We start from the raw sequence: 23,319 nt of genomic DNA, 5'->3' as shown, positions 1-23,319 counted from the left end.
TTAGAAATTGACGATCGTCTGGATGACGATGGCATTGGCGATGTCCACGAAGAAGGCGGATACAAGGGGGAGCACGATAAAGGCAATAGGCGACGGGCCATATTGCTTGGTCACGGCGGTCATATTCGCGATAGCGGTGGGCGTGGCCCCCAGCGAGAACCCGGCAAAACCCGAGGCGAGCACCGCCGCCAGATAGCTGCGCCCCATGATGACGAAGAGGCCGAGGATGACGAATATAACGGTGAAAGCGGTCTGGGCCAGCATGATGGCGCCAATGGCCAGACCATGCCCGGCGATGGTCCAGAGTTGCAGGCTCATCAGCGACATGGCCAGAAACGCGCCCAGCGAAAATTCCGAGACCAGCCCCAGAGCCGCCGTGCGGGTGATTGGCGGTGCGCCGGGGAACAGAGCGGTGCGCAGGTTGCCCACGACGATGGCCAGGATCAGGCAGGGCACGAACAGCGGCAGCATGATCCCGGCGGCCTGAATGGCCTGATGCGCCATGAAGCCGAGAACGATGGAGATGTTGAGATACAGCAGGACCCGCATGACCGAGTGATGATCGATCCGGTCGGGCGCGTCGTCGCGGGTGCCGGAGACGCCGACAATCAGTTCCTCATCCGGGTTCGATGAGGTCAGATCGTGCTTTTCCACCAGAAATTTCGCCACCGGACCACCGATGAGCGCGGCCAGGACAAGCCCCAGTGTGGCGACCGCCACGCCCAGTTCCACCGCGCCCTGAAAGCCGGTCAGCTCGGCCACCTGCGGCGCCCAGGCGATGGCGGTGCCGTGCCCGCCGATCAGCGAAGCGGAGCCGAACAGCACGCCCACCTGAGCCGGAAAACCAAACAGCCAGGCCCCGGCGACGCCGATCAGGTTCTGCACGATCATGCAGAACAGCGTGATCACCAGCAGCAGGAACAACGGCCTGCCCCCCGCCAGCAGATCGGAGAACCGGGCGTTCAGGCCGATCCCGGCAAAGAACAGCACCAGCAGGAAATCGCGCGGGCGCAGATCGAAATTCAACTCGATCCCCGAGATCAGGTAGAGCGCCAGCAGAACAAGCGAGGCCAGCAGGCCGCCGGTGACGGGTTCGGGGATGTTATAGCGCCGCAGGACAGCGGCGCGCGCGTTGATCTCGGCCCCGGCCAGATAGACCGCGAAGCCCAGCGTTGCGGTGATGAAGCCCGGTATTTCCATAAGCGCCGCCTGCCCCTCTTACTGTTCCGGACGGGGCGGGCATTCTTCGCCGACCACGGTGCCGTCATAGGCCTTTTGCCCGCAATTGTTGAGCGCGTGCCAGACATAGCCCTGCCCGGTCTCGGTGACGGCGACGATGCGGTCGACGCCGAAATGGATGTTCTTGGCCCCGAGATACGCGCGCGCGGTGCCGTTTTGCAAAGCGCTGCCGATCGCCGCCGCGTCGAAACAGTCGAACCATCCCGGCGCGGTCAGGGGTTCGGCACCTTCCACGACGGCGTATCTGGCCGACAGTTCATCGAGGCCGAGACCGGTCTGGAAACAGGCGCGGTAACGGATCGGAGAGCTGTCGGCGTCGATGGCCTGGAAGCCGGAATAGTCTATCGCCTCGGGCGTGTCGTCGGCGCGGGTCACCAGCGCCACATCCTGACCCGGACGCGCGGCGACGTCATAGTAGAACCCATAGACCTGCAGGTAATACATCGCCACGCCCGCAGCGGCGCAGCAAAGCAACAGGAACACAACCAGTATCTTTCCCGTCATAGTCGATCTCCTTGGATCAGGCCGCCTCTTTCGGGCCGGTCAAAAATCGGTCAGGTTTGGGGCAGCGGCAAAACGAAAAGGAGCGCCGGACATGGACACAAGCTTTGCCGTCGGGTTTTTCGGCGCGCTTTTTGCCATCATGAACCCGGTCACGAATCTGCCGGTGTTCCTGAGCATGACCAGCGGCGCGGCGCTGGCGGACCAGCGCAAGATCGCGCTGAAGACCGCGCTTTACTGCATCATTCTGGGCGCGGGCTCTGCCGCCATCGGCGAGCAGGTGCTGAAACTGTTCGGGATCAGCGTCAACGATTTCCGTGTCGCGGGCGGCTTGGTTGTTCTTTACATCGCGTTCAACATGCTGCACGGGAACGAGACCAGTTCGCACCATGGCACCAAGGGGGAACAACAGGCCTATCCCGCGCCCGAGACGGTGGCCTTTTATCCACTGGCCTTCCCCATTCTCGTCGGCCCCGGCACCATCACCACGCTGGTCATCTATGCCCACAAGATCACCGGCACCGCGCATCTGATCGCCTATGTGCTGGTCTTTCTTTTCGTGGTGGCGCTGGTGGCGCTCACGTTCTGGAATGCGGCGGCGCTGTCGCAGCGGCTGTCCAACACCGCCCGCGTGATCATGAGCCGGTTCATGGGGATGATCCTTGCCGCTATCGCCATCGGCATGATCACCGATGGCCTGAAGGCGCTGTTGCCGGGATTGGCCTGAACAGTCCACCCCCATCAGGCCGCGTGCCCGCCCGCCTCCGTCTGCACGAAGGCGTCGGCGCATTGTTTGGCCAGCGCCCGGACGCGACCGATATAGGCCTGACGCTCGGTAACCGAGATCACCCCGCGCGCGTCCAGCAGGTTGAAGATGTGGCTTGCCTTGATGCACTGGTCATAGGCGGGATGCGCCATGATGATGCGCTTGCCGGTTTTCGGGTCGTCATGCGCCTGCGCCAGGATGGCGGCGCATTCGGCCTCGGCCTCCTCAAAGTGACGCAGCAGCACCTCGGTATTGGCCACGTCGAAATTCCAGCGGGCATATTCTTCTTCGGTCTGCCTGAAGATGTCGCCATAGCTCAGCGGGCTGGGCGATTGCGGGTCGTTGAAGGGCATGTCCATCACATGGTCGATGCCCAGCACATACATCGCCAGACGCTCCAGACCATAGGTCAACTCACCCGAGACCGGGGCGCAGTCGTGGCCGCCGACCTGCTGGAAATAGGTGAACTGGCTGACCTCCATGCCGTCGCACCAGACCTCCCAGCCCAGCCCCCAGGCGCCCAGGGTGGGGCTTTCCCAGTCGTCCTCGACAAAGCGGATGTCGTGCAGGTCCATGTCGATTCCGATGGCCTGCAATGAGCCCAGATACAGATCCTGCAGATCCGGCGGGCTGGGTTTGATCAGAACCTGGTACTGGTAATAGTGCTGCAAACGGTTCGGGTTTTCGCCATAGCGCCCGTCGGTGGGGCGGCGCGAGGGCTGCACATAGGCCGCCGCCCATGGCTTGGCACCCAGCGCCCGCAGGGTGGTCGCGGGGTGGAAGGTGCCTGCGCCCACCTCCATGTCATAAGGTTGCAGGATGGCGCATCCCTTTGACGCCCAATAGTTTTGCAGACGCAGGATGATCTCCTGAAAAGAGCGCGGCGCGTTGGGCTTGTCGGTCATGGCGTTCCTTCTGGGTGCGTCCACCCGGTTCCGATGGGTCGTGCCTTTCCTATGCAAGGGGTCCGGGGGCGTCAACGGCCCATTGAGCCCTGACGCAGCCCTGCGCTGTCGCGCCGCCGCCACACCCGGCCCATCAGTCGCCGCAGGCATGGCGTTTGCCGCAAAATCCTGCATAAGGTTTCGCAAAGATAAGGCTCCGGAACGCGGGACAACACATGGTACGAGCATTCGCGACTTTGGTCGTTTTACTATTCTTTGGTTTGGGCGGCGCGCTGGCGCAGCAGGGTCAGGGCGACACGGCCTGGGTACAGATCGAGGCGCAGCCGTCACTGCGGAAGGCGCAGGAGCGGGCGCAGGTCTATTCCGACTATCTGGCCGACGTGAACGGTTTCCAACTGCGTCAGGGCTGGTACGCGATCGTGCTTGGGCCCTATGCCCGGTCCGACGCCGAGCAGGTGTTGCGCGTCTATCGCATCGAAGGGCAGATCCCGCAGGACAGTTTCATCGCATTGCCACAGGCGCTGGGCCAGCAATTCTGGCCGATTGGCGCAAGTGTTCCGGGTTCGGGCACGGCAACCGCCCCTGTTGAAAGCACCGGACAGTCGCAGCAGGCGGTACAATCCCCGGACAATCTGCCGGACGAAACCGTGGCCGAGGCCCGCCGCAGCGAGCGGCGATTGAGCGCGGACGAGCGCAAGGGCCTGCAGACCGCTTTGCAGGCTGCCGGCTTTTACAGTTCGGCCATTGACGGGGCGTTCGGGGCCGGGACGCGCCGGTCGATGGAGGATTGGCAATACAACAAGGGTTTCGAGCCGACCGGGGTTCTGACCACGAAGCAGCGCAAGATCCTGATGGACGACTATAACGCGCCGCTGATCAGTGTCGGGATGAAGCGCCATGCCGACCGCGACGCCGGAATCGAGATGGATCTGCCATTGCAGGTCGTCGGTTTCACCCGCTACGAGGCGCCCTTTGCGCATTTCGAAAGCGCCTCGGATCTGGGCGCGCAGGTTCTGCTGATCAGCCAGCAGGGCGACCGGGCGACGCTGCGTGGCCTTTACGATGTCATGCAGTCGCTGGAGATCGTGCCCCTGGAGGGACCGCGCGAGTTCAGCCGCGACAGCTTCACGCTGGAGGGGCGCGGCAAGGGGATCGTCAGCTATACCCAGGCCGGGCTGAAGAACGGCGAGATCAAGGGTTTCACGCTGGTCTGGCCGGAAGGGGACGAGGCCCGCCGGGCGCGGATTCTGGCGGCCATGAAGGCCAGCTTTGCCCGCACTGACGGGGTGCTTGCCGATGGCGCGGGCGTCGAGGCCGGGCAGAGCATCGACCTGCTTGCCGGTCTCAGCCTCCGCAAACCCCGGCTGGCGCGTTCGGGCTTTTTCGTGGATGCCGGCGGCACTGTCGCCACTGTAAGCGAGGTGACCGAAGGCTGCGCCCGGATCACGCTGAACGACAGCCATGCCGCCGAAGTGATCGGCGGCGATGCGGGCCTTGGCGTGGCATTGCTGCGCCCGACCGAGGCGCTGGTGCCGATGTCCGTGGCGCAGTTCGTGACCGCCACACCCCGGCTGCAATCCGAGGTGGCGGTTGCGGGGTATTCCTATGAGGGTGCGCTTGGCTCGCCCACGCTGACCTATGGCAGGCTGGCCGACATTCGGGGTCTCGATGGCAATGCGAACTTGTCACGGCTGGAGCTGGAGGCACAAAGCGGCGATGTCGGCGGGCCGGTCTTTGATCAGACCGGCGCGGTTCTGGGCATGCTGTTGCCCAACCCCAGGTCGGGGCAGACCCTGCCGCGCGATGTCAGCCTGGCGGCGGCGTCCACGGCGCTGGAAACCGCGCTCACCGACAAGGGGCTGAGCCCGCAGACAGCCGGTAACGCAGACAGCATCTCGCCCAACGAGTTGCTGCGCCGCGCCCTGGGGATGACCGTTCTGGTCAGTTGCTGGGACTGAACCTGAGTTGACGCAAAAGATAGCCCGCAGCGTTTCCTTCGCCGCGGGCTTTTTTGTTGCCCCATATTGGGGCGCCGGTCAGCCAATCTCGGGTGTCAGCCGGATCAGGGTCGGCCCGTCAGCCTGAAAGGCGGCGCGTACCACCTCCTGCATCTGGTCCAGTGTCCGGGGTGCGGCCGAGGCGGCCCCGAAGGCTTCGGCCAGCTTGCAGAAATCGGGGTTGCGGGCAATCACCGCGTTCGGTGCGATCTGACTGCGGACCATGCTGTCCTCGATCTCTTTCAGCTTGCCGTTATCCCACAGGATGATCGGAAGCGGCAGACCAAGTTCGACCGCGACGCCCAGTTCCTGCATCGTGTAGTGAAAGCCATAATCGCCCGCGATCACCGCCGTGGGTTTGCCGCGCCGGGCAACCGCGCCACCGATCCCGGCTGGCAGCGCATAACCCAGCGTGCCGAACCCGGTCGGGTGATGCCAATGATAGGGATAGGGCATTTCCCATACTTCCTTGGCCACATAAGCGAACTGGGTCATGTCGGAATAGATCATCGCATTGGCCGGCATTGCGGCCTGCAGCGCATCAATCACCGGGACGATGCCGGGACGGTCAGCATCGACCTCGGCCCGCCAGCGCGCCTTTGCCTCGGCTACCTCTTCCGCGCTCCACCCGGTCGCCGGCTTGAGGGCGTCGCTTTCCTCCCACAGTGCATGGGCAAAGCTTTCGCCATCGGCCTGCAGCTTGACCGTGGCACGTTGGCCATCCGCCAGAACTGCCGCGTCGATATCGACCCGGATCAGCGGAGCCGCGTGGCCCAGATCTTCGCGCCACAGGTCGACCTCGGCCAGTTCGGCGCCGACGGCCACGACCAGATCGGCCGAGGCGATCACCTCGGCGCTGCCGGGGCGTGCCAGGGCCGCGCCGAAATCGAGCGCATATCCCGCCCCGGCCATACCGCGCCCCCCATATGTGGTGAAACAGGCCGCACCGAGCTGTATGAGTATCTGCCGCCACAGGTTCGATTTCGTGCCTCCACCAAGGATGAACAGAGGCCGCCGCGCCATGTTCAGCAACGAGACAACCGGGGCGACATCGGGTTTCTGTGCCCTGGTGCGCAGCGCGGGCTGATAGGGGAAAGGCGCCGGTTCGGCATCACTCTGAAGCCGGGAGATCGGCACCTGAACATGCTTGGGCCGGGGGCGTCCGACCTCGAACTCTTCGAAGGCGCGTTCGATCAGGGCATAGGCGGCCTCGGGCGTGTTGGCGGTGTGGGACCAGTCGCAGACCGCCGCCGCAGCACCCTCCTGATCCTTCATCTGGTGCAATTGCCCGCGCCGCGCCGAGGTTTCGTCGAGACAGGACGAGATCACCAGCATCGGAACCGAATCCGAATAGCCCTGCCCCATCGGCGTCATGATGTTGCACAGGCCCGGCCCGGTGATCACATAGGCCACGCCCGGCTTGCCGGTGGCGCGGGCATAGCCGTCGGCCATGAACCCCGCGCCCTGTTCGTGGCGGGCCAGGACGTGGGTTATGCCGGCCTCTTCGATGCCCCGGTACATTTCCTGATTGTGCACGCCGGGGATGCCGAAAATGACCTCGACCCCCCGATCCCTGAGCATGTGCGAAATTTGCGCACCGAGCGGCCTTTTCATCAGTTTCTCCAGAATTTGACGGTGAAGATCACGTATACGGCCAGCAATTCCAGCCTCCCGATCAGCATCCCCGCCGACAGCATCCATTTGGCAGTGTCGTTCAGCCCCGCGAAATTTCCCGACGGGCCGATCTGCGGGCCCAGCCCGGGGCCGATATTGGCCAGCGCCGCCGCCGCGCCGGAAACGGCGGTGATGAAGTCAAGCCCCGTCAGCGCCAGGCCCCAGGACAAGATCCCCATCGACACCACGAAGAATACGAAAAAGCTCATGACCGAGCTGAGCACGTCGGGCCCGACCGGGCGGCCGTCGTAGCGCGGCGTGAAGATGCCGTGCGGCGATCGGATCCGCTGGATCTGGGTCCTGATCGAGGCGAACAGCAACTGATACCGGAAAATTTTGATCGAACAGGCGGTCGATCCGGCGCACCCACCGATCAGGCCGATGAAGAAAAAGACCATGATCAGGAAACTGCCCCAGTTCATATAGTCGACGCTGGCATATCCGGTGCCCGATATGATCGAGGTGATGTTGAACAACGCCTCGCGGAAGGCCCGTTCGATGTGGTGAGGAAAGATTCTGGTCAGGACAATGGTGGTGACCGCCACAAGCACCGCGATGGTGATCAGAAAGGCGCGAATCTGGCTGTCGCGCCAAAGCGGGCGGGCAGAGCCGTTCACCAGCTGCACATATCTGACAAAGGGCAGCGCCGCCAGAATCATAAAGATCGACGCCGCATATTCCGCCGGGCCTGAAAACGTGCCGAACGAAGCGTCGTAGTTGGAAAACCCTCCGGTGGCGATAGTGGTCATCGCATGGACGAGAGAATCGAAAAAGCTCATGCCCAGGGTGGTATAGACAAAGGCGCAAACCAATGTCAGTCCGATATAGATATAGGAAATCTGCCCCGCGATCTCCTGCGCGCGAGGCAGGATTTTTCCCATGGTCTCAAAGCCTTCCGAGCGGAAGATCTGCATCCCGCCGACGCGCAGTTCCGGCAGGAACACCATCGCCACGACGATGATCCCGATCCCGCCCAGCCATTGCAGGATGCCGCGCCACAACAGGATACCGCGCGGCAGGTCGTCAAGCCCGGATATCACCGTCGAGCCGGTTGTGGTGAGACCGGACATGGCCTCGAAAAACGCGTCCACAAAGCGCAGTTCGGTTTCCCCGAGCATCAGTGGCAGCGCTCCGAAAAACGGCAGGGCAACCCAGACCGTCGTCGTGACCAGAAAGGTCTGACGAATCGTCAGACCCTCACGCACGCTATTGGCGCAACTGAGCGCCAGCACGGTCCCCGAAAGCAGCGTAATCACCGAACTTTCCAGAAACACATGCCATTCACCGCGCCCTTCGATCAGGTCGGCAAGCATCGGAAACAGCATGGTCGCGCCAAGAATGGCCACCAGAAGGCCGATCACGTATCCGACAGGGCGCAGGTCAATCATGACGCGCAGCGTTGGCGCGTCATTCCGGCCCTGTCAAGGCAAAGGCCGCCGCCTAACGATCGGATTTCGGCTTTCGATCCGGCATTGCCGGCGGCTGCGACGGTGACCGCGTTCTGCCGCCTGCCGGTTTCGCGGCGGCTTTATTGTCCGGCGCGGTCCGTGCCGGGGCAGGTTTCGGCGACGATACCAAAGGTGCAGCGGGCGCGGCCGTTGCGTCAGCCTTGTTCGCTGCAGTGGTCTTCAGAACCTGATCGGGCGATTTGGTTTTGGTGCCGATTGGCGAAGTCTTCGCCTCGATACCCGACGGCAATGGCTTGGGGCTGGCTTCCTGCTTCTTCGATTCGGATGCCTGCAGCGCGGGCGCGGTCACACTGGTTGGCTGAACCGGCGCCTGTTTTGGCGCGGTCGGTTGCGCGGACTTCGTGCCATCAGTTTCACTGTTCGGCGTCGCAGCCCCTGGTGTTTTGCTTGCCGGGGTCACTGTTTTTGAACTCTGCCCGGGCTTCGGCGCTTGCGCCCTTTTTGGGTTCACCTTTCTGGCGGCGACCCTTGAATCCGCTCTCGTTTTTTTGGCCGGTGCCGATTGTTTCGACCGGACCCGCGGTCTGGAGCCGACAACTTTGGTTTTCGTATCGTCGGAATCTTCGCCCGGAATCGCGGCTGCCACCGTTTCCGGCTTGACCGCGCCTGCCGCTTCGATTGTCCGGGCCTGGCTTGAGGGCCGGGACGAGGCGATCCGAAGTGCGCGCACCTGCGCCATAGGAGCGTCGAGCACCGAGCAGGTCATGATCTGCATGATCCGCAGGTTGTTTGTCAGTATATAGCCTGCCAAACGCATCGCGGCGGCCTGATACTCGAACGGTTGAGAAATCGGATTCATTGAAGAGTGTCTCCTTTAAAGAATCGGCTGGCGGACAATGCCGCGAAAGGAAATCCCGGCCGATCGCCGGCACTGAAACCATAGAATTTGCACATCCCAGGCCCTTCCCATTTCGAACCGGCACGGCTGCCGCCAAGTTTACCTTACGGCAATATATATCGCTGTCGCGGCATTTTTTGCCGCAGTGCAGCGTTTTTTGGCGCGATGAGCAAAAAGCCACCGATCGCACGTTTTGCGTGCAACTGTGGGCCGGGTTCAGCCGACGTGGAACAGGGTGTTGAACAATTTGGGATCGAGGCTTGATGCCGCAAATGTCGGGCCTTCGGTCAGGATCGAGACCGCATCATGGCTGTGCAGGCTTTCCTGATGGCTCGCGATCACGCGAAAATCACCGATATGGTGATCTGCCTGTAATTCCGCACAAAACAGCCGCGCCGCATCCTCGACAAAGATCGGGTTGGCGGCATTGAGTTCGGCAAAGGCCTGTTCATCCTCGCGCTTGACCATGACCTGCGTCTCGGTCGGCACCGCGCGGCGGCAGAGCGCGATCAGATCCTCGAACCACAGGCAATCGGCATCCGGGTCCACCACCGCCGATATACGCGCCACCGAGCGCTGCGAATGTGGCGTCGCCAACTGGCCGCGCACAGATCGCGCATGTTCGCTCAACTCCAGTGAACAGGGGCATGTCGAGGAATAGACGTAGTCGAGATGAATGATCTTTAGCCGCACGCCGCCCTGTTCGACCAGTTCCAGCGCGATGTCGTAATACTGATATCCCGACAAGCCTGAGCGCAGGCTTTCAATCCGGTCGGGATAGGAAAACCGCATCTGAATACGGGCATCGAAACTGTCCAGATCGGTCATGTAGTCGCTCAGCGCCGCTTCGATCACCTCAAAGCTGAATGTGCGCTCGGCATGCTTGTAGAACGACCGCATGATCCGGGACATGTTGATGCCCTTTTTCCCGGCCTCCAGGCTGACGGTGCCGGTGACCGAGGTTTCCAGCGTCAGATCCTCGCCATGTTTGCGGTGAAAGCGAATCGGCAGGCGGAAATTGGAGATGCCCACATGCTGGATCTGCTGTTTGGCGCCCCGGATCAGACTGGAGGGGCCGTTCTGAAGATCGGGCAGTGTCGCCCTGTAGGCATCGTCAGCCGAGAAATTTTCAGGATAGTCCCGCGACAGCAGCGGGTAGTTCACCGGCAACAGACCGGGCACCAGACGGGCAACCGCCGGGTCCAGCTTGCTGATCTCCGCCGGGTTGGCGGATTGCGCCCATTTCCGCAACAGCGCCAGTGCTTCGGCGGCCTGTTCACGATTGGGGCTCTCGTCAATGTCGCGAGGGTGGATGTTCATCGGCGCGTTTCCTGGTCGGGTCGCCAGTATATAGACGACTTTCCGGCAAGTTCCAATCTAGTGCTTTTTTCTGCGAAGTACCAAAACTTGTACTGAATATCGCGCGAAAACCGCCGCTTTTCGACTGAATCCGCCGTGATTTCGAGATTCGGGCCGTTTGATCTGACCGATCCGTCGGCGCTTTCTGCAGGACCGGCAACCGGCGCATGTATGTCATGCGCCACGTAGTGACCGCATCGGGCGGCAAATGTGTCACGGCGCGGCAAGGCCAAAGGCATTTCGACATGCCTTCGGCGCGCGGATTTCAGCGCTGCGAAGCGTCAAGTGCCTGTTTGATATCGGCCAGCAGGTCGCCCGCATCCTCCAGACCGATGGACAGGCGGATCAGGCCAGGGGTGATTCCCAGTTCTTCCCGCTGCTCGTCGCTCAGGCGCTGGTGGGTTGTCGTCGCGGGGTGGGTGGCGATGGATTTCGCGTCACCGAGATTGTTCGAGATCACCGGCACCGTCATTGCGTTGAGGAAAGCAAACGCCGCCGCCTTGCCACCCTTGATGTCCAGCGACAAGACCGTGCCGCCTTTGCCGCCCAGCTGCCGCTGCACCAGCGCGTGCTGCGGATGCGAGGCCAGGCCCGGGAACAAGGTCCGCTCCAGCGCCGGATGACCTTCGAGCGCTTCGGCCAGGCTCAGCGCGGTTGCCGACTGCGCGTTGACCCGCAACGCCATCGTCTCGAGCCCTTTCAGCATGATCCAGGCATTGAACGGGCTGAGCGCGCCTCCTGTATGCTTGAGATAGGGTTCCACAGTGCCCCGGATAAAGTCGCGCGTGCCCAGGATCACGCCGCCCAGCGCACGGCCCTGACCGTCGATATGCTTGGTCGCCGAATAGATGACCACATCGGCACCCTGCTCGATGGCGCCGGAGAAGACGGGGGTCGAAAACACGTTGTCCACCACCACGAGAGCACCGGCCGCATGGGCCAGTTCGGCGACACCGGCGATGTCGATCACCTCGAGCGTGGGGTTCGACATGGATTCGAAAAACACCGCCTTTGTGTCAGGACGAATCGCCGCCCGCCACTGGTCCAGATCGGTACCGTCGACAAAGCTAACTTCTACGCCGAAGCGGGTCAGGATGTTCTCGACGATATAAAGGCACGAGCCGAACAGGGCCTTGGCCGAAACGATGTGATCCCCGGCCTTCAGCATCGAGGTCAGTGCACCGTTGACCGCCGCCATGCCCGAGGCGGTCGCGAAGGCGTCCTCGGCGCCTTCCAGCGCGGCGATACGCTGCTCGAACATCGAAACGGTGGGATTGCCATAGCGGGCATAGATGAATTCGTCGGGGCCGGCTTCGATGAAGCGCGCCTCGGCCTGTTCGGCGGTGTCATAGACAAACCCCTGCGTCAGGAAGATCGCCTCGCTCACTTCCTTGTACTGGCTGCGCCGGATGCCCCCATGCACGGCTTTGGTCGCTTTGCTCCAGTTCTCGTTCATCTCAATCCCTTCCTGCGCCGATCCAAGGGCGCCAACAAAAAACCCCAGACGCGGCCAAGCGAAAGGGGTCTTTCATCCTGACCTTTTAGCGGTGTTGTTTAGCGTGGCCCGCAATCCGGTAACAAATCGCCACGTGGTTCCTGCACTGCCCATACGCCCGGCCTGCCCGCACGTCAAGTCCGAAGCGGGCGACGCTCACGCTTCCGTCACCGGATCGGTGCCCCCTTGCCCTCTGGCCGGAAAGCCCCATGATCCTGACGGACAAACGGGAGGATTCAGGCACATGGCAACCCCGATCGAGCTTTATTACTGGCCCACGCCCAATGGGTGGAAGGTTTCCATCGCACTGGAAGAGTTGGGGCTGCCCTATAACGTCAACCTGATCGATATCGGCAAGGGCGACCAGCACGACCCCGGGTTCCTGAAAATCGCGCCCAATAACCGGATGCCTGCCATCATCGATCCGGACGGACCGGGCGGCGCGCCGGTCTCGATTTTCGAAAGCGGTGCGATCCTGATGTATCTGGCTCGAAAAACCGGGCAGTTCTACGGGGAAACCGAGCGTGACCGGATTGTGGTCGAGGAATGGCTGATGTGGCAGATGGGCGGCGTCGGCCCGATGGCGGGTCAGGCGCATCATTTTCTGAAATACGCGCCCTATCTCGATCCGCCGCAGGATCTGCCCTATGCCAAGGACCGCTATCGCACCGAGGTCGCGCGGCTTTACGGCGTGCTCGACCGGCGGCTGGCCAAACATGAATTCGTGGCGGGCGATTTCTATTCCATTGCCGACATGGCGATCTGGGGCTGGGCGAGCCTGTGGGAAGGCCAGCAGCAGACGTTGGAGGACAAGCCGCATTTTGCCCGATGGCTTGAAACCGTGGGCGCGCGCCCGGCGGTACAGGCGGGGCGGAACCTGCATATCGAATTGCGTGGCGATCATCGGGACAAGCAGGCGCAGGGTGTTCTGTTCAGGCGGTAACCCGCGCGGGCCGGCGCGAATGCGAGTGGCGATCCGCGGCGTGATCTGACACAATCCGACCATGCTGATGCGTTATTTGATTCCCCTGCTGATTACCGGACAAATGGCCCTGTCAGCGGAACCCATGTCCGGCGAGGATTTTGACACCTATACCCGTGGCAAGACGCTGTTCTACGGCTTTGACGGCGTGGCCTACGGGGTCGAGGAATACCTGCCCAACCGCCGCGTCATCTGGTCGTTTCTGGATGGCGACTGCAAAGAGGGCATCTGGTACGAGCGGGACCGGCAGATCTGTTTCATCTACGAAGACCGGCTGGACCCGCAATGCTGGGAATTCACCCGGTCGCCCGGCGGGCTGGTCGCCCGCTTCGAGGGCGATCCCGAGATGACCGAACTGTATGAAGCCGAGGATATCGGCGAGGAAATGGTCTGTTACGGGCCGGATGTCGGGGTTTGACCCGTCCGGTCAGGTCACCCGCAATTCATCATAGCTGATCATCACATGCTCGCGATAGGCGGGGCGGTGGCAGAGGTCGCGATAGTAGCGCTCCAGATTCGGCAAATGCGCCCGGTCGATGCCAATATCGTAGTAGCGATACAGGATATGGCCGAACTGGATATCCGCCAGTGTCAGGGCTTCGCCCACAAGAAACTGGCCATCGCCCAGCCTGTGTTCGGCGATGGCCAGTTTCTGTTCGAGGTTTCGCGTCGAGGCCAGAATGGCGTTCGGATCGCGCGCGGCCTCTGGTGTGCGCACCACGCGCCAGAAAACAGGGACGGTGAAGGCCATCGCGACATTGATCTTGGCCCATTCGGCCCATTGGTCGATATGCGCGCGCCGCGCCGGGTTGCGTGGCCAGAATGCCTCGTTCCCGTATGCGGCGGCGAGATAGCGCAGGATTGCGCCGGTTTCCCAGATCGGCGCGCCGTCTGCGTCCTTCAGAACCGGGATGGTGCGGTTCGGGTTCAGCGCGGCGAAGCTGTCGGAGGTCAGCCCGCCAAAGCGATGACCGATGTCATGACGCCTGTACGGCAGACCAAGCTCTCCCACGCACCACATCAGGGCCTGCACATTCGAAGACGTTTTGCGGCCCCAGATCGTCAGCATCGGATCAGAACAAACTGCCCTGATCGGGCGGCTCGGGTTCGGATTTCCTTGCGGCAGTTTTGGGGGATGCGGTCGCTCCGGTCGTTATCCGGCCGTCCGTGAACTCGATCTCCAGAACGCTGTGCCCGGCAGCCTGGGATCTGGTGGTCACGACCGCGCCCTCGGCCCGGACCACCGCATATCCGCGCCCAAGCGTCGCCTTGTAGCTGAGGGTTTCGCGCAGCCGGTCGGTGGCGTCGAGTTGCTGGCGCAGCCGGTCGATACGCGTGCCTTGCGCGGTTTCAAGGCGTTCGGACAGGCGTGTCAGCGCGTCACGGCGGCTTTGGAGTTCGCGTGCAATCGGACGCAGCGACAGGCGCGAGGACAGGTTGTTCCAGCGGTCGCGGCGCGTCGAGACGAGATTGCGCAGGGTCGAAGGACGCAGATGTGCCGAGATATCCAGCAGTCTCACGCGGCGGTTCTGCACCCCCCGGATCAGCGCGTTCGGCAGGCGTTCGGATATCTGGTCCAGCCGCTGGCGCGGCGTGTCCAGCAGGCTGTCGGCGCGCGGCAGGGCGCGGGACAGGTCCCGCAGGCGCTGAGAACGGCGCTGCACGGCATCCGTTGCCGCGCGGGACAGGCGCGCGCCCTGCTCGCCGGTCCAGGCCAAAAGCTCCATCCGCACCGGCACCGCCAGCTCGGCGGCAGCGGTCGGCGTCGGCGCCCGGCGGTCCGACACATAGTCGATCAGAGTGGTGTCGGTTTCGTGCCCCACAGCCGAGATCAGCGGGATTTGCGACGCCGCCGCCGCGCGGGCCACGGCTTCTTCGTTGAAGCCCCAGAGATCCTCGATCGAGCCGCCGCCGCGCGCGACGATGATCAGATCGGGCCGGGGCAGCGCACCGCCCGGTGTCAGCTTGTTGAATCCTTCGATGGCGCGGGCGACCTCGGGGGCGCAGTTTGCCCCCTGCACCGCCACGGGCCAGATGAGCACTTTTCGCGGGAACCGGTCGCGCAGCCGGTGCAGGATATCGCGGATCACCGCGCCCGAGGGCGAGGTCACCACGCCGATGATCTGCGGCAGAAACGGCAGCGGTTTCTTGCGCTCGGTCGCAAACAGCCCTTCGGCCTCAAGCTGTTTCTTGCGCTTTTCCAGGAGCGCCATCAGAGCGCCCTGCCCCGCGACGGCAACCTCGTCAACGTTCAGGTTGTATTTCGATTGCGCGCCAAAGGCGGTCAGGCGCCCGGTGACGACCACTTCCAGCCCTTCCTCGGGCACCACCGACAGCCCCGAAATCTGTCCCTTCCAGGTGGTGCAGGCCAGCACGTTCCGGTCATCCTTGATGTCGTAGTAGAGGTGCCCGGAGCGCGCCTTGAACACTCGCCCAACCTCGCCGCGCACACGGATTCGCCCGAATGCGCCTTCGAGCGTGCGCTTCACCTCGCCGGACAAGTCCGAGACTGTGTATTCGGGCATGTTCTGCCCCGGAACGGGGTCGTCAATCAAATCACTCATGGCGCAACACTAGACTGCTATCGAGCGGGGGAAAACCATGGATGCGCGTTTTACCGTGTCCGTCGTCAAACAGAGAGTCCGGCGGCGACAAGACCCGCCCGGTATGTGTTCCAATCGATTTCACCGCGAAATGGAAACGGGCGCGGCGTCTGCGCACTCAAGCCCGGAACGGCACTGGGAAAGTCCGCAAGAATTCCGTCGCCCATGGTCCTGACAATCCGTCCCTCCGCCCCCTGATCCATTGGCGCAACGACGGAGTTCCAGAGGGGCTGGGCCGCCTCAATGGTTTCCTCTTCATGGGCTTTGATCAGCGCGGAATACCCGGCCACAACCGCCGCCAGTATCGTGCCCAGCCTGCGTTCCGACGCGGCCTGCTTGCCCGACGCCTCAGGCATCGGCGACACGCCACCGGGTTGACGACGGCTCTGGCTCTTTCCCACCTGTTCCGCCCAGTTCCGATGGCAGGTCAGAGAATTTCGGCAGGCCGTCGGCCATATCCATGACGCGCTCGGGATAAAAGATAGGGGCCGCGGGCGCATAGATCACGGGATAAAACGGCGGTCATCCCGATCCCGGGCTTGAGAATGGCAACCGAACCGCCGCAGGCCGCACAGGACACCCGGTGGCTCTCGGGGCTGGTGGCGGACGTGATTGTTTCACCGCGAATTGTCACCGCTGGCAGGCCAGATGCTGAAGGCGTTCAGGGGCGCGGCATGCCAGGCCCTGCAGGACTTGCAATGGCAGATGGCGGACAATGCCGGAGGGCCGGCAATTTCCACGGCTACCCCGCCGCAAAAGCAGAATCCCGAAACCATGTCGTTTGGACCCATTGCGCACCTCTCCGCGTTCCAAGCGAGCCTGCCTGCAAAGTCTCATCCGGACAAAGGCCGGAATTCCGGCGGTTGCCTCGGGGCAGATATACCCGAGCCGCTCGCGCGGCGTCTCCGACGCGACACATGCGTCATTGCCCCACTTGCCTGACGCCGTTCGACAAACTAGACCGCGCACAGATCCAAAGGACAGGAGAGCATGGTGAACATCCTCATTCTCGGCAGCGGCGGGCGCGAACACAGCCTCGCCTGGGCGGTGATGCAGAACCCCAAATGCGACAGGCTGATCGTGGCCCCGGGCAACGCGGGGATCGCGCAGATCGCCGACTGTGCCGGACTGGACATCATGGACGGCGGCACTGTGGTCAGCTTTGCCGAAGAAAACGCCATCGACTTTGTTATCGTCGGCCCCGAAGCGCCGCTGGCCGCTGGTGTTGCCGACCGGCTTCGCGAGGCGGGCATTCTGGTATTCGGCCCGTCGGAAAGCGCGGCGCGGCTGGAGGCGTCAAAGAGCTTCACCAAGGAAATCTGCGATGCCGCAGGTGCGCCCACCGCCGCCTATGCCCGGTTCGCACAGGCCGAACCGGCCATCGCCTATATCCGGCAGCAGGGCGCACCCATCGTGGTCAAGGCGGACGGGCTGGCCGCCGGCAAGGGCGTGATCGTGGCGATGGACGAAGAGACGGCGGTCGCAGCGGTCGAGGATATGCTGGGCGGCGCATTTGGCGGCGCCGGCGCCGAAGTGGTGATCGAAGAATTCATGGAGGGCGAGGAGGCCTCGCTTTTCGTGCTGTGCGATGGTGCCGACATCCTGTCGATCGGTACCGCGCAGGATCACAAGCGCGTCGGCGAGGGCGATACCGGGCCGAACACCGGCGGCATGGGCGCCTATTCGCCCGCCCCGGTTCTGAGCCCCGAGGTCGAGGCCCGCGCGATGGAACAGATTGTGCGCCCGACGATGGCTGAAATGGCACGACGCGGGATGCCGTTTCAGGGTGTTCTTTATGCCGGGCTGATGATCAGGAACGGCCAGCCCAGGCTGGTGGAATACAATGTTCGTTTCGGCGATCCCGAATGTCAGGTGCTGATGATGCGGCTGGGCGCGCAGGTGCTGGACCTGATGCATGCGGCCGCCGAAGGGCGGCTGGCCGGGGCACAGGTGAACTGGGGCGATGATCACGCGCTCACCATCGTCATGGCGGCGCGGGGCTATCCGGGGTCTTATGAAAAAGGCACGGCAATCAAGGGGCTGGACAGCCTGCCCGAGGACAGCAAGAACATGGTCTTTCACGCGGGCACGACCAAGGACAACGGAACGATCACCGCGACCGGCGGTCGGGTGCTGAACGTGACAGCCCGAGGAGCGTCGCTGCACGAGGCCCGCGACCGCGCCTATTCCATGGCCGGATCCATCGACTGGCCGGAAGGGTTCTACCGCCGCGACATCGGCTGGCGGGCGCTCTGAACGGCGCAGGCCGGGCTCCCGCGCCCTGACGCCGCATCACAGATGCAACGTCACAGGCCTTGGGTCAGGCAGCCCGCCGACGCGGGCTGCGATCGTGTTTGTGATCCGCGTTCCCAGCAAAAACGGGACCGCGCCGCGCGCCCCGCGCGGCGCCCGGCCCAACGCCTGGACGCCTTTCGCAAGAAAGGTTCCGGGGGGCGGGAGATCCCGGATATTCGGGTCTGCACGATTCCTGTCCTGACCGTCACCTCGGGAAACGCGGTGCTGGCCCGGCGGCGGCGACCGGGCGGAAACTCACCCCGGATGGGCGGCAAATCTCATCGGTCAGGGCTGGTTTCCAACCTGGTATTCCTCGGGCACGAAGAACGTGAAATCCCGCTCCTCCACCGATATGTGGCATTCGTGGCAATAGGCCACCGCCGCGCTCCGGTCACCCATCGTGTCGCCAAACAAAGAGCCATCCGGCATCACCATGATATATCGCCAGTCCCCGGTCGCGGGGCTTGTGCCTTGGGGCAGCTTTTCCATGACGAACAACGCGCCCGGAAAGATGCGGTTTTCTGTCGTCACCGTCATGCTGTCCTTTGCCAGAACCGAGCCTGCGGGCAGTTTCTCGCCCTCCTGCAAGGTTCCGTAATTATGCGCCGCCACGTTGGCATAGCTGTTCACGTAGCGCTGGCCATGCGTGGCCGAAACGAACGGCGCGTCATTGAAGACGGGCCAGTCCTGATAGTTCGCCAGGATATCGAGGCGCGATGCCTCATAGCCCATGGCCATGCGGTCCATCAGGCTTTCATAGATGCGCGATGCCTCGTCCTTGGGCAATTCCGCGGGGTTCTCGATCGCGAGATGGGCCTCCTGATCGCCCGACTGGGCGACGACGACCGACGCCGCCAACCCCGAAACCAGCAGGATCGAAACGGCACCTGCAAATGCATTATCGACTTTCTTCGTCATTTTTCACCGACCCGTCACAGGCAGGATAACACAAGAGCTCACCGGGTGTCTTCAGCACCATGGTAAGCTCAAATTGATCCCCTGCCATCGCTCAAGGGCCGCAATCACCCACCTGTGTGCGGGCGTGAGCTGGCCGGCAATCTGCGCCTTCCCCAAATTCTGCGACTGCTAATTCAACCCGAACATCCCATTGATAGCGCAAGGCGCGGCCTGCGACTATGAACCAGATCACTCGCAGCGCATGGCGTGTTCCATCCGGGACCGGGTAAAGGGTGCAATATCCTGGCGCACCCAGCCGCCGTCATAGCGGACCGATACGATCCGCCGCCAGTCGGCGCTGGCCACCACAAGTTCGGGACCTTTCCCACAGTCGCGCAATCCGCCCGAGATGAAATCCTCGCCGATGCGGTGATTGGTAAGCCCGGGCAGGCTGGCGATTTCGGTCAGTCCCCCGTCCCGGAACCGCCAGATGCGCAGGGTTTTGGCCAGATGCGGGCGGTCGACATAGGCGATCTCGACATACCCGTCGCCATCCAGATCAGCGGCCCCGGCAGGAGCGAGCCAGCGAAACCGGGTGCCGATATATGGTGTTGCCGCGAGGTGGTCGGGTTTGCCGTCATTCAGTCCGATGATCAGCAACCGCGCACCATGGTTCTGATGGCTTTCGACAACAACCACTTCGGAGTCATCGTCGCCGGTCACGTCCCAAAGGCGCGGTGCGATATCCTCGAAAACGGTGTCTGGCAGGGCGTTGATTTCATAGGTCAGGCTCAGATGGCCCGCGAGCAGCGATCCTTCGGTGCCCTGCCGGCGTTCGACGGTTATCCGAATGGCCCCCCATTCTTGCTTGTCGCCCAGAACGCCATGCGGATAGGCCATGGTTGGTGCGGTGTACGAAGCATCCGAGATGACCTGCGCCAGCGCGGGAAATAGCGACCACAGCGTCAAAATCGCCGCGGCGACCGCCGTGCGCATCAGATCTGCTTTTCCGGCATCTGCACAACCAGACCGTCCAGCGCGTCGGAGACCTTGATCTGACAGGTCAGGCGCGAGCGGGCCGGGTCTGGCTCATAGGCAAAATCCAGCATGTCCTCTTCCATGTCGTCCTTGGCCGGGATCTTTTCGATCCAGTCGGGATGGACATAGACATGACAGGTCGAACAGGCGCAGGCGCCGCCGCAATCGGCCTCGATGCCGGGGATATTGTTGTCGCGGGCGCCTTCCATCACGGTCAGCCCGTTGGCGACCTCGACGGTGTGTTCGGTGCCGCCATGCTCGATATAGGTGATCTTTGCCATTGCTCGCGTCTTCCTTCTGCGATGTTCCGAACCTTCCTTAGTCAAGCCATCCGGTCGTTTCCACCCTCATTTGCGACTCATCGCGGCACGTCTGGACTTTCCTTGCGTATGTTCTATTTTTGTTCTCATGACTGCGCTTCCCGTTTCCAAGGCATCCCAACCCCATGACTGGCCGCGCCCGCCCGCCTGCCTGCCCGCCAACCGGCTGGCCGCCCCGCCCGAAGGCGCGCAGGTGACGGTGGCGGGGCTGGTGATCCTGCGGCAGCGGCCCGGAACAGCCAAGGGGGTGATATTCGTCACGCTCGAGGACGAGACCGGTGTGGTCAATGTGGTGGTCTGGCGCAAAATCTACGAACGCTTCCGCCGCGCGGTAATTTCCGGGCGGCTGTTGCGGGTGACGGGCCGAATGCAGCGGGCGCATTCGGTGACCCATGTGATCGCCGAAGAGGTCGAGGATATCTCGGGCATGCTGGATATGCTGGTGCGTGGGGATAGGTAGGTCGGCTTTGCGGGACTTTGTTCCAGTTCAATTTTTCTGGCGGAGGAAAATACCTCGAAGATAGAAAAGAACTGCACCTAATCCTACGGAAACCGTACCTGTAACAACCCCAGACAACATACGTTGGAACGTCGGCGGACTGTATGAGTCCTGGTCGGGGGCAGGCTCGGGGAGTGAGGAATAGTAACTAATTTCATAGCTGTAGGTGTTGAGTGCGATCAAAATCAGAAGCAGTCCCCACAGCACGAGCAGCCACTGCAAAACTATCAGAACCAAATTCGAGAAGTTCCGAAGTGCTTTCTGCATGATAATCATCCACTATTAAAATTCGCTCCGAAAATAAAACTCCATCAAGGCATCAAAATGACGAAACCCAAATAAGTTTGGGCTCAAAAGCGGCCTAACCCAGAAATCTATGCACAAACAAAAACGTTGCACCAATTTGGTCTCTGACCTCCTTCACGACACGGCATATCAAGCAAAATTCGCCACGGGTCAGCCGGAATAACTTCGCGTCACCCCCTGTCCTTTCCCGTTGAACCCCGCGCCGGGATTTGCCCCTTTGGCCGGAACGACAAGGGACACACCGAATGCCGCACCTCCTGTTCTGGATCGCCGCCACCTGTGCGCTGGCCTATCTGCCGATGACATCCCGCCCCGCGAGCGCTGTCCGAACCGCCCTGAAAGCCGCCTCGGTGGCGGGCCTTGCGCTTTACGCCCTGATCCTCGGCGCGCCGTGGCTGCTGATCGCGGCGCTCACGTTCTGCGCAGTGGGCGACGCCTTGCTGTCGCGGGAAACGGATGCAACCTTCATGGCCGGCATCGGCGCATTCGCCGCCGGGCATCTGGTTTATATCGCGTTGTTTCTGACCCACCCCGCAGCCGACATGACCCGGATCATGGCAAGCCCCGGCATCGTCTGGACGCTGGTGTTGATTGGCATCGTGATGGCCACCCTGCTCACCCCTCGCGCAGGCGATCTGAGGGGGCCGGTCCTGGCCTATATCCCGATCATCCTGGGCATGGGCATCACCGTTCTGGCCCTGCCCGACACCGGCGCGTTGCGCTGGGCATTGCCCGCCGCGCTCGCCTTCATCGCCTCAGATCTCGTTCTGGCAACGGAAAAGTTCCTGTTGCCGAAGGGCCATCCGGCGCTGCAGGCCACTCCCTATATGGTCTGGCCGCTCTATTGGGGTGCGCAGGCCGGGTTTGTCGCAGCCTTCGCCTGACCCTTTGCAACCGGCGCCAATCCGCATTAGGTGAGGGGAACACCTGCGGAGACCAAAGATGGCGTTTTTTTCCAAGCTCAAGGACCGGCTCTTCAAATCCTCCTCGCGGCTCGAACAGGGCCTGGACGCGATCGTCGAGGAAGGCGGCGAGGAAACGCCCGTCACTCCGGACCCGGTGATCCCCGAGCCCGACCCTGAACCGCAACCGGTTCCCGAAATCCCGGACCCGGCCCCGGTCCCGCAACCGGTCGAGACACCGGCGCCGATGCCCGCCGATCCGACCCCTACCCCGCCGCCGCCCGAGGACCCCGCGCCCGAGGCACAGAAGGGGCTGCTGGGTCGCCTGTTCTCGCGCGGGACCGGGCACACCGTCGTTCGTCGCACCCTTGACGACGACATGCTCGAACAGCTCGAAGAACTGCTGATCGCCTCCGACATGGGCGTCGATACCGCCCTGCGCGTGACCGCCAACATGGCCGAGGGCCGCTTTGGCAAGAAACTCTCGACCGGCGAAATCAAGGCGTTGCTGGCGCAGGAGGTCACCCGCATCATGGAACCGGTGGCGCGGCCGCTGCCGATCTATCCCAATCGCCCGCAGGTGGTGCTGGTGGTGGGCGTGAACGGCTCGGGCAAGACCACCACCATCGGCAAGCTCGCCAGCCAGTTCAAATCTGCCGGCAAGAAGGTGGTGATCGCCGCCGGCGACACCTTCCGCGCCGCCGCCGTCGAACAGCTTCAGGTCTGGGGCGAACGCGCCGGCGTGCCGGTGCTGACCGCACCCGAAGGCTCGGACCCCGCCTCGCTCGCCTTCGACGCCCTGACGAAAGCGCAGGAAGACGGCGCCGACCTCCTGATGATCGACACCGCCGGTCGTCTGCAGAACCGCGCCGACCTGATGGAGGAACTGGCCAAGATCGTCCGCGTCATCCGCAAGAAAGACGACACCGCCCCCCACAATACGTTGCTGGTGCTCGACGCCACCACCGGCCAGAACGCACTCAGCCAGGTGGAGACCTTCCGCAAACTGGCCGACGTCTCGGGCCTGGTGATGACCAAGCTCGACGGCACGGCCAAGGGCGGCGTGCTGGTGGCGTTGGCCGACAAGTTCGGCCTGCCCATCCATGCCATCGGCGTCGGCGAACAGATTGACGATCTTGCTCCGTTCGACCCCGAAGACTTCGCCGCCGCCCTGACCGGCCTCGACCGGACCTGAGTTTCATCTTTTCGAAATACTCCCGGGGGTCCGGGGGCA

General features: G+C 62.9%; 24 protein-coding genes and 1 riboswitch. Of the genes, 8 read left to right on the top strand and 16 right to left on the bottom strand.

Annotated features, from left to right (window positions below):
- Positions 1-1,200 (bottom strand): sodium/glutamate symporter, encoded by a 1,200-nt coding sequence (gene gltS / locus ACR0AO_RS03130; RefSeq protein WP_480599786.1) that lies wholly within the window; start codon positions 1,198-1,200, stop codon positions 1-3.
- Between the two features lie 18 nt (positions 1,201-1,218).
- A complete protein-coding gene (locus tag ACR0AO_RS03125; RefSeq protein ID WP_480599784.1) occupies positions 1,219-1,743 on the bottom strand; it encodes a DUF6446 family protein in 525 nt (174 codons plus the stop codon).
- Positions 1,744-1,834: 91 nt separating this feature from the next.
- Between ACR0AO_RS03125 and ACR0AO_RS03120 the strand changes: the two genes are divergently transcribed.
- Positions 1,835-2,467, top strand: coding sequence for a MarC family protein (locus ACR0AO_RS03120; RefSeq protein WP_480599781.1), 633 nt, complete (start codon positions 1,835-1,837; stop codon positions 2,465-2,467).
- A gap of 14 nt (positions 2,468-2,481) precedes the next feature.
- Here ACR0AO_RS03120 and ACR0AO_RS03115 read toward each other — a convergent pair whose 3' ends face one another.
- Entirely contained in the window at positions 2,482-3,411 is a 930-nt protein-coding gene (locus ACR0AO_RS03115) for a glycine--tRNA ligase subunit alpha (protein ID WP_480599778.1), read from the bottom strand.
- A 215-nt stretch (positions 3,412-3,626) separates the two neighbouring features.
- On the opposite strand from ACR0AO_RS03115, the gene ACR0AO_RS03110 reads away from it, so the two are divergent.
- Positions 3,627-5,369, top strand: a complete 1,743-nt coding sequence (locus ACR0AO_RS03110) for a serine protease (protein WP_480599776.1) — start codon at positions 3,627-3,629, stop codon at positions 5,367-5,369.
- Between the two features lie 78 nt (positions 5,370-5,447).
- Here the strand turns inward: ACR0AO_RS03110 and ACR0AO_RS03105 are convergent, their stop codons facing one another.
- The 5 genes from ACR0AO_RS03105 to metZ all read right to left on the bottom strand — a co-directional run bounded on the left by ACR0AO_RS03105 (position 5,448) and on the right by metZ (position 12,204).
- Positions 5,448-7,022: a thiamine pyrophosphate-binding protein gene (locus tag ACR0AO_RS03105; protein ID WP_480599773.1), complete on the bottom strand. Its 1,575-nt coding sequence runs from the start codon at positions 7,020-7,022 to the stop codon at positions 5,448-5,450.
- Positions 7,022-8,470: a TrkH family potassium uptake protein gene (locus tag ACR0AO_RS03100; protein ID WP_480599771.1), complete on the bottom strand. Its 1,449-nt coding sequence runs from the start codon at positions 8,468-8,470 to the stop codon at positions 7,022-7,024. Before ACR0AO_RS03100 ends, ACR0AO_RS03105 begins: the two co-directional genes overlap by 1 nt.
- A 52-nt stretch (positions 8,471-8,522) precedes the next feature.
- Positions 8,523-9,266, bottom strand: coding sequence for a hypothetical protein (locus tag ACR0AO_RS03095; protein WP_480599768.1), 744 nt, complete (start codon positions 9,264-9,266; stop codon positions 8,523-8,525).
- Positions 9,267-9,605: 339 nt separating this feature from the next.
- Positions 9,606-10,709 (bottom strand): GTP cyclohydrolase FolE2, encoded by a 1,104-nt coding sequence (gene folE2 / locus ACR0AO_RS03090; protein WP_480599765.1) that lies wholly within the window; start codon positions 10,707-10,709, stop codon positions 9,606-9,608.
- 304 nt (positions 10,710-11,013) lie between these two features.
- On the bottom strand, positions 11,014-12,204 hold the full coding sequence (metZ, locus tag ACR0AO_RS03085) for an O-succinylhomoserine sulfhydrylase (protein WP_480599762.1): 1,191 nt from the start codon (positions 12,202-12,204) through the stop codon (positions 11,014-11,016).
- A 65-nt stretch (positions 12,205-12,269) separates the two neighbouring features.
- Positions 12,270-12,347, bottom strand: a riboswitch (SAM riboswitch).
- 140 nt (positions 12,348-12,487) lie between these two features.
- Between metZ and ACR0AO_RS03080 the strand changes: the two genes are divergently transcribed.
- Both ACR0AO_RS03080 and ACR0AO_RS03075 read left to right on the top strand, forming a co-directional pair.
- Positions 12,488-13,186, top strand: a complete 699-nt coding sequence (locus ACR0AO_RS03080) for a glutathione S-transferase N-terminal domain-containing protein (protein ID WP_480599759.1) — start codon at positions 12,488-12,490, stop codon at positions 13,184-13,186.
- A gap of 67 nt (positions 13,187-13,253) precedes the next feature.
- Entirely contained in the window at positions 13,254-13,643 is a 390-nt protein-coding gene (locus ACR0AO_RS03075) for a hypothetical protein (protein WP_480599757.1), read from the top strand.
- Between the two features lie 9 nt (positions 13,644-13,652).
- Here the strand turns inward: ACR0AO_RS03075 and ACR0AO_RS03070 are convergent, their stop codons facing one another.
- The 4 genes from ACR0AO_RS03070 to ACR0AO_RS03055 form a co-directional block, all read right to left on the bottom strand.
- Entirely contained in the window at positions 13,653-14,294 is a 642-nt protein-coding gene (locus ACR0AO_RS03070) for a glutathione S-transferase family protein (RefSeq protein WP_480599754.1), read from the bottom strand.
- A 4-nt stretch (positions 14,295-14,298) separates the two neighbouring features.
- On the bottom strand, positions 14,299-15,789 hold the full coding sequence (gene xseA / locus ACR0AO_RS03065) for an exodeoxyribonuclease VII large subunit (RefSeq protein ID WP_480599752.1): 1,491 nt from the start codon (positions 15,787-15,789) through the stop codon (positions 14,299-14,301).
- A 65-nt stretch (positions 15,790-15,854) separates the two neighbouring features.
- Entirely contained in the window at positions 15,855-16,229 is a 375-nt protein-coding gene (locus ACR0AO_RS03060) for a hypothetical protein (protein WP_480599750.1), read from the bottom strand.
- Positions 16,230-16,445: 216 nt separating this feature from the next.
- Complete coding sequence (locus ACR0AO_RS03055) at positions 16,446-16,604, bottom strand: GFA family protein (protein ID WP_480600836.1); 159 nt, start codon at positions 16,602-16,604, stop codon at positions 16,446-16,448.
- A 217-nt stretch (positions 16,605-16,821) separates the two neighbouring features.
- Here ACR0AO_RS03055 and purD point away from each other — a divergent pair, with 217 nt between their 5' ends.
- Positions 16,822-18,084, top strand: a complete 1,263-nt coding sequence (purD, locus tag ACR0AO_RS03050; RefSeq protein ID WP_480600833.1) for a phosphoribosylamine--glycine ligase — start codon at positions 16,822-16,824, stop codon at positions 18,082-18,084.
- Positions 18,085-18,408: 324 nt separating this feature from the next.
- Here the strand turns inward: purD and ACR0AO_RS03045 are convergent, their stop codons facing one another.
- From ACR0AO_RS03045 to ACR0AO_RS03035, 3 genes are all read right to left on the bottom strand, one after another.
- Positions 18,409-19,041 carry a cytochrome P460 family protein gene (locus ACR0AO_RS03045; RefSeq protein ID WP_480599747.1) on the bottom strand — a complete coding sequence of 211 codons (633 nt, stop codon included), beginning with the start codon at positions 19,039-19,041 and terminating at the stop codon, positions 18,409-18,411.
- 228 nt (positions 19,042-19,269) lie between these two features.
- On the bottom strand, positions 19,270-20,016 hold the full coding sequence (locus tag ACR0AO_RS03040) for an FG-GAP repeat domain-containing protein (RefSeq protein ID WP_480599745.1): 747 nt from the start codon (positions 20,014-20,016) through the stop codon (positions 19,270-19,272).
- Positions 20,016-20,339 (bottom strand): 2Fe-2S iron-sulfur cluster-binding protein, encoded by a 324-nt coding sequence (locus ACR0AO_RS03035; protein ID WP_480599743.1) that lies wholly within the window; start codon positions 20,337-20,339, stop codon positions 20,016-20,018. The genes ACR0AO_RS03040 and ACR0AO_RS03035 overlap by 1 nt, the downstream gene beginning before the upstream one ends.
- A gap of 127 nt (positions 20,340-20,466) precedes the next feature.
- Between ACR0AO_RS03035 and ACR0AO_RS03030 the strand changes: the two genes are divergently transcribed.
- Positions 20,467-20,838 (top strand): OB-fold nucleic acid binding domain-containing protein, encoded by a 372-nt coding sequence (locus ACR0AO_RS03030; RefSeq protein WP_480599741.1) that lies wholly within the window; start codon positions 20,467-20,469, stop codon positions 20,836-20,838.
- 27 nt (positions 20,839-20,865) lie between these two features.
- Here ACR0AO_RS03030 and ACR0AO_RS03025 read toward each other — a convergent pair whose 3' ends face one another.
- Complete coding sequence (locus ACR0AO_RS03025) at positions 20,866-21,144, bottom strand: hypothetical protein (RefSeq protein WP_480599739.1); 279 nt, start codon at positions 21,142-21,144, stop codon at positions 20,866-20,868.
- A gap of 284 nt (positions 21,145-21,428) precedes the next feature.
- Here ACR0AO_RS03025 and ACR0AO_RS03020 point away from each other — a divergent pair, with 284 nt between their 5' ends.
- On the top strand, positions 21,429-22,067 hold the full coding sequence (locus ACR0AO_RS03020; protein WP_480599737.1) for a lysoplasmalogenase family protein: 639 nt from the start codon (positions 21,429-21,431) through the stop codon (positions 22,065-22,067).
- A 58-nt stretch (positions 22,068-22,125) separates the two neighbouring features.
- Positions 22,126-23,280: a signal recognition particle-docking protein FtsY gene (gene ftsY, locus ACR0AO_RS03015; protein ID WP_480599735.1), complete on the top strand. Its 1,155-nt coding sequence runs from the start codon at positions 22,126-22,128 to the stop codon at positions 23,278-23,280.
- The last annotated feature ends 39 nt before the right edge of the window (positions 23,281-23,319 follow it).

This window comes from Ruegeria sp. AF8 (genome assembly GCF_056541825.1).
The sequence above is the reverse complement of the archived record's forward strand: the minus strand, read 5'-3'. Positions and strand labels throughout refer to the sequence as shown.

What these genes read in the sequence shown, in the direction of transcription:
- gltS (WP_480599786.1), bottom strand. Translation starts at nt 1,200, where the DNA reads ATGGAAATACCGGGCTTCATCACCGCAACGCTGGGCTTCGCGGTCTAT.
- ACR0AO_RS03125 (WP_480599784.1), bottom strand. Translation starts at nt 1,743, where the DNA reads ATGACGGGAAAGATACTGGTTGTGTTCCTGTTGCTTTGCTGCGCCGCT.
- ACR0AO_RS03120 (WP_480599781.1), top strand. Translation starts at nt 1,835, where the DNA reads ATGGACACAAGCTTTGCCGTCGGGTTTTTCGGCGCGCTTTTTGCCATC.
- ACR0AO_RS03115 (WP_480599778.1), bottom strand. Translation starts at nt 3,411, where the DNA reads ATGACCGACAAGCCCAACGCGCCGCGCTCTTTTCAGGAGATCATCCTG.
- ACR0AO_RS03110 (WP_480599776.1), top strand. Translation starts at nt 3,627, where the DNA reads ATGGTACGAGCATTCGCGACTTTGGTCGTTTTACTATTCTTTGGTTTG.
- ACR0AO_RS03105 (WP_480599773.1), bottom strand. Translation starts at nt 7,022, where the DNA reads ATGAAAAGGCCGCTCGGTGCGCAAATTTCGCACATGCTCAGGGATCGG.
- ACR0AO_RS03100 (WP_480599771.1), bottom strand. Translation starts at nt 8,470, where the DNA reads ATGATTGACCTGCGCCCTGTCGGATACGTGATCGGCCTTCTGGTGGCC.
- ACR0AO_RS03095 (WP_480599768.1), bottom strand. Translation starts at nt 9,266, where the DNA reads ATGCAGATCATGACCTGCTCGGTGCTCGACGCTCCTATGGCGCAGGTG.
- folE2 (WP_480599765.1), bottom strand. Translation starts at nt 10,709, where the DNA reads ATGAACATCCACCCTCGCGACATTGACGAGAGCCCCAATCGTGAACAG.
- metZ (WP_480599762.1), bottom strand. Translation starts at nt 12,204, where the DNA reads ATGAACGAGAACTGGAGCAAAGCGACCAAAGCCGTGCATGGGGGCATC.
- ACR0AO_RS03080 (WP_480599759.1), top strand. Translation starts at nt 12,488, where the DNA reads ATGGCAACCCCGATCGAGCTTTATTACTGGCCCACGCCCAATGGGTGG.
- ACR0AO_RS03075 (WP_480599757.1), top strand. Translation starts at nt 13,254, where the DNA reads ATGCGTTATTTGATTCCCCTGCTGATTACCGGACAAATGGCCCTGTCA.
- ACR0AO_RS03070 (WP_480599754.1), bottom strand. Translation starts at nt 14,294, where the DNA reads ATGCTGACGATCTGGGGCCGCAAAACGTCTTCGAATGTGCAGGCCCTG.
- xseA (WP_480599752.1), bottom strand. Translation starts at nt 15,789, where the DNA reads ATGAGTGATTTGATTGACGACCCCGTTCCGGGGCAGAACATGCCCGAA.
- ACR0AO_RS03055 (WP_480600836.1), bottom strand. Translation starts at nt 16,604, where the DNA reads ATGGTTTCGGGATTCTGCTTTTGCGGCGGGGTAGCCGTGGAAATTGCC.
- ACR0AO_RS03045 (WP_480599747.1), bottom strand. Translation starts at nt 19,041, where the DNA reads ATGACGAAGAAAGTCGATAATGCATTTGCAGGTGCCGTTTCGATCCTG.
- ACR0AO_RS03040 (WP_480599745.1), bottom strand. Translation starts at nt 20,016, where the DNA reads ATGCGCACGGCGGTCGCCGCGGCGATTTTGACGCTGTGGTCGCTATTT.
- ACR0AO_RS03035 (WP_480599743.1), bottom strand. Translation starts at nt 20,339, where the DNA reads ATGGCAAAGATCACCTATATCGAGCATGGCGGCACCGAACACACCGTC.
- ACR0AO_RS03030 (WP_480599741.1), top strand. Translation starts at nt 20,467, where the DNA reads ATGACTGCGCTTCCCGTTTCCAAGGCATCCCAACCCCATGACTGGCCG.
- ACR0AO_RS03025 (WP_480599739.1), bottom strand. Translation starts at nt 21,144, where the DNA reads ATGCAGAAAGCACTTCGGAACTTCTCGAATTTGGTTCTGATAGTTTTG.
- ACR0AO_RS03020 (WP_480599737.1), top strand. Translation starts at nt 21,429, where the DNA reads ATGCCGCACCTCCTGTTCTGGATCGCCGCCACCTGTGCGCTGGCCTAT.
- ftsY (WP_480599735.1), top strand. Translation starts at nt 22,126, where the DNA reads ATGGCGTTTTTTTCCAAGCTCAAGGACCGGCTCTTCAAATCCTCCTCG.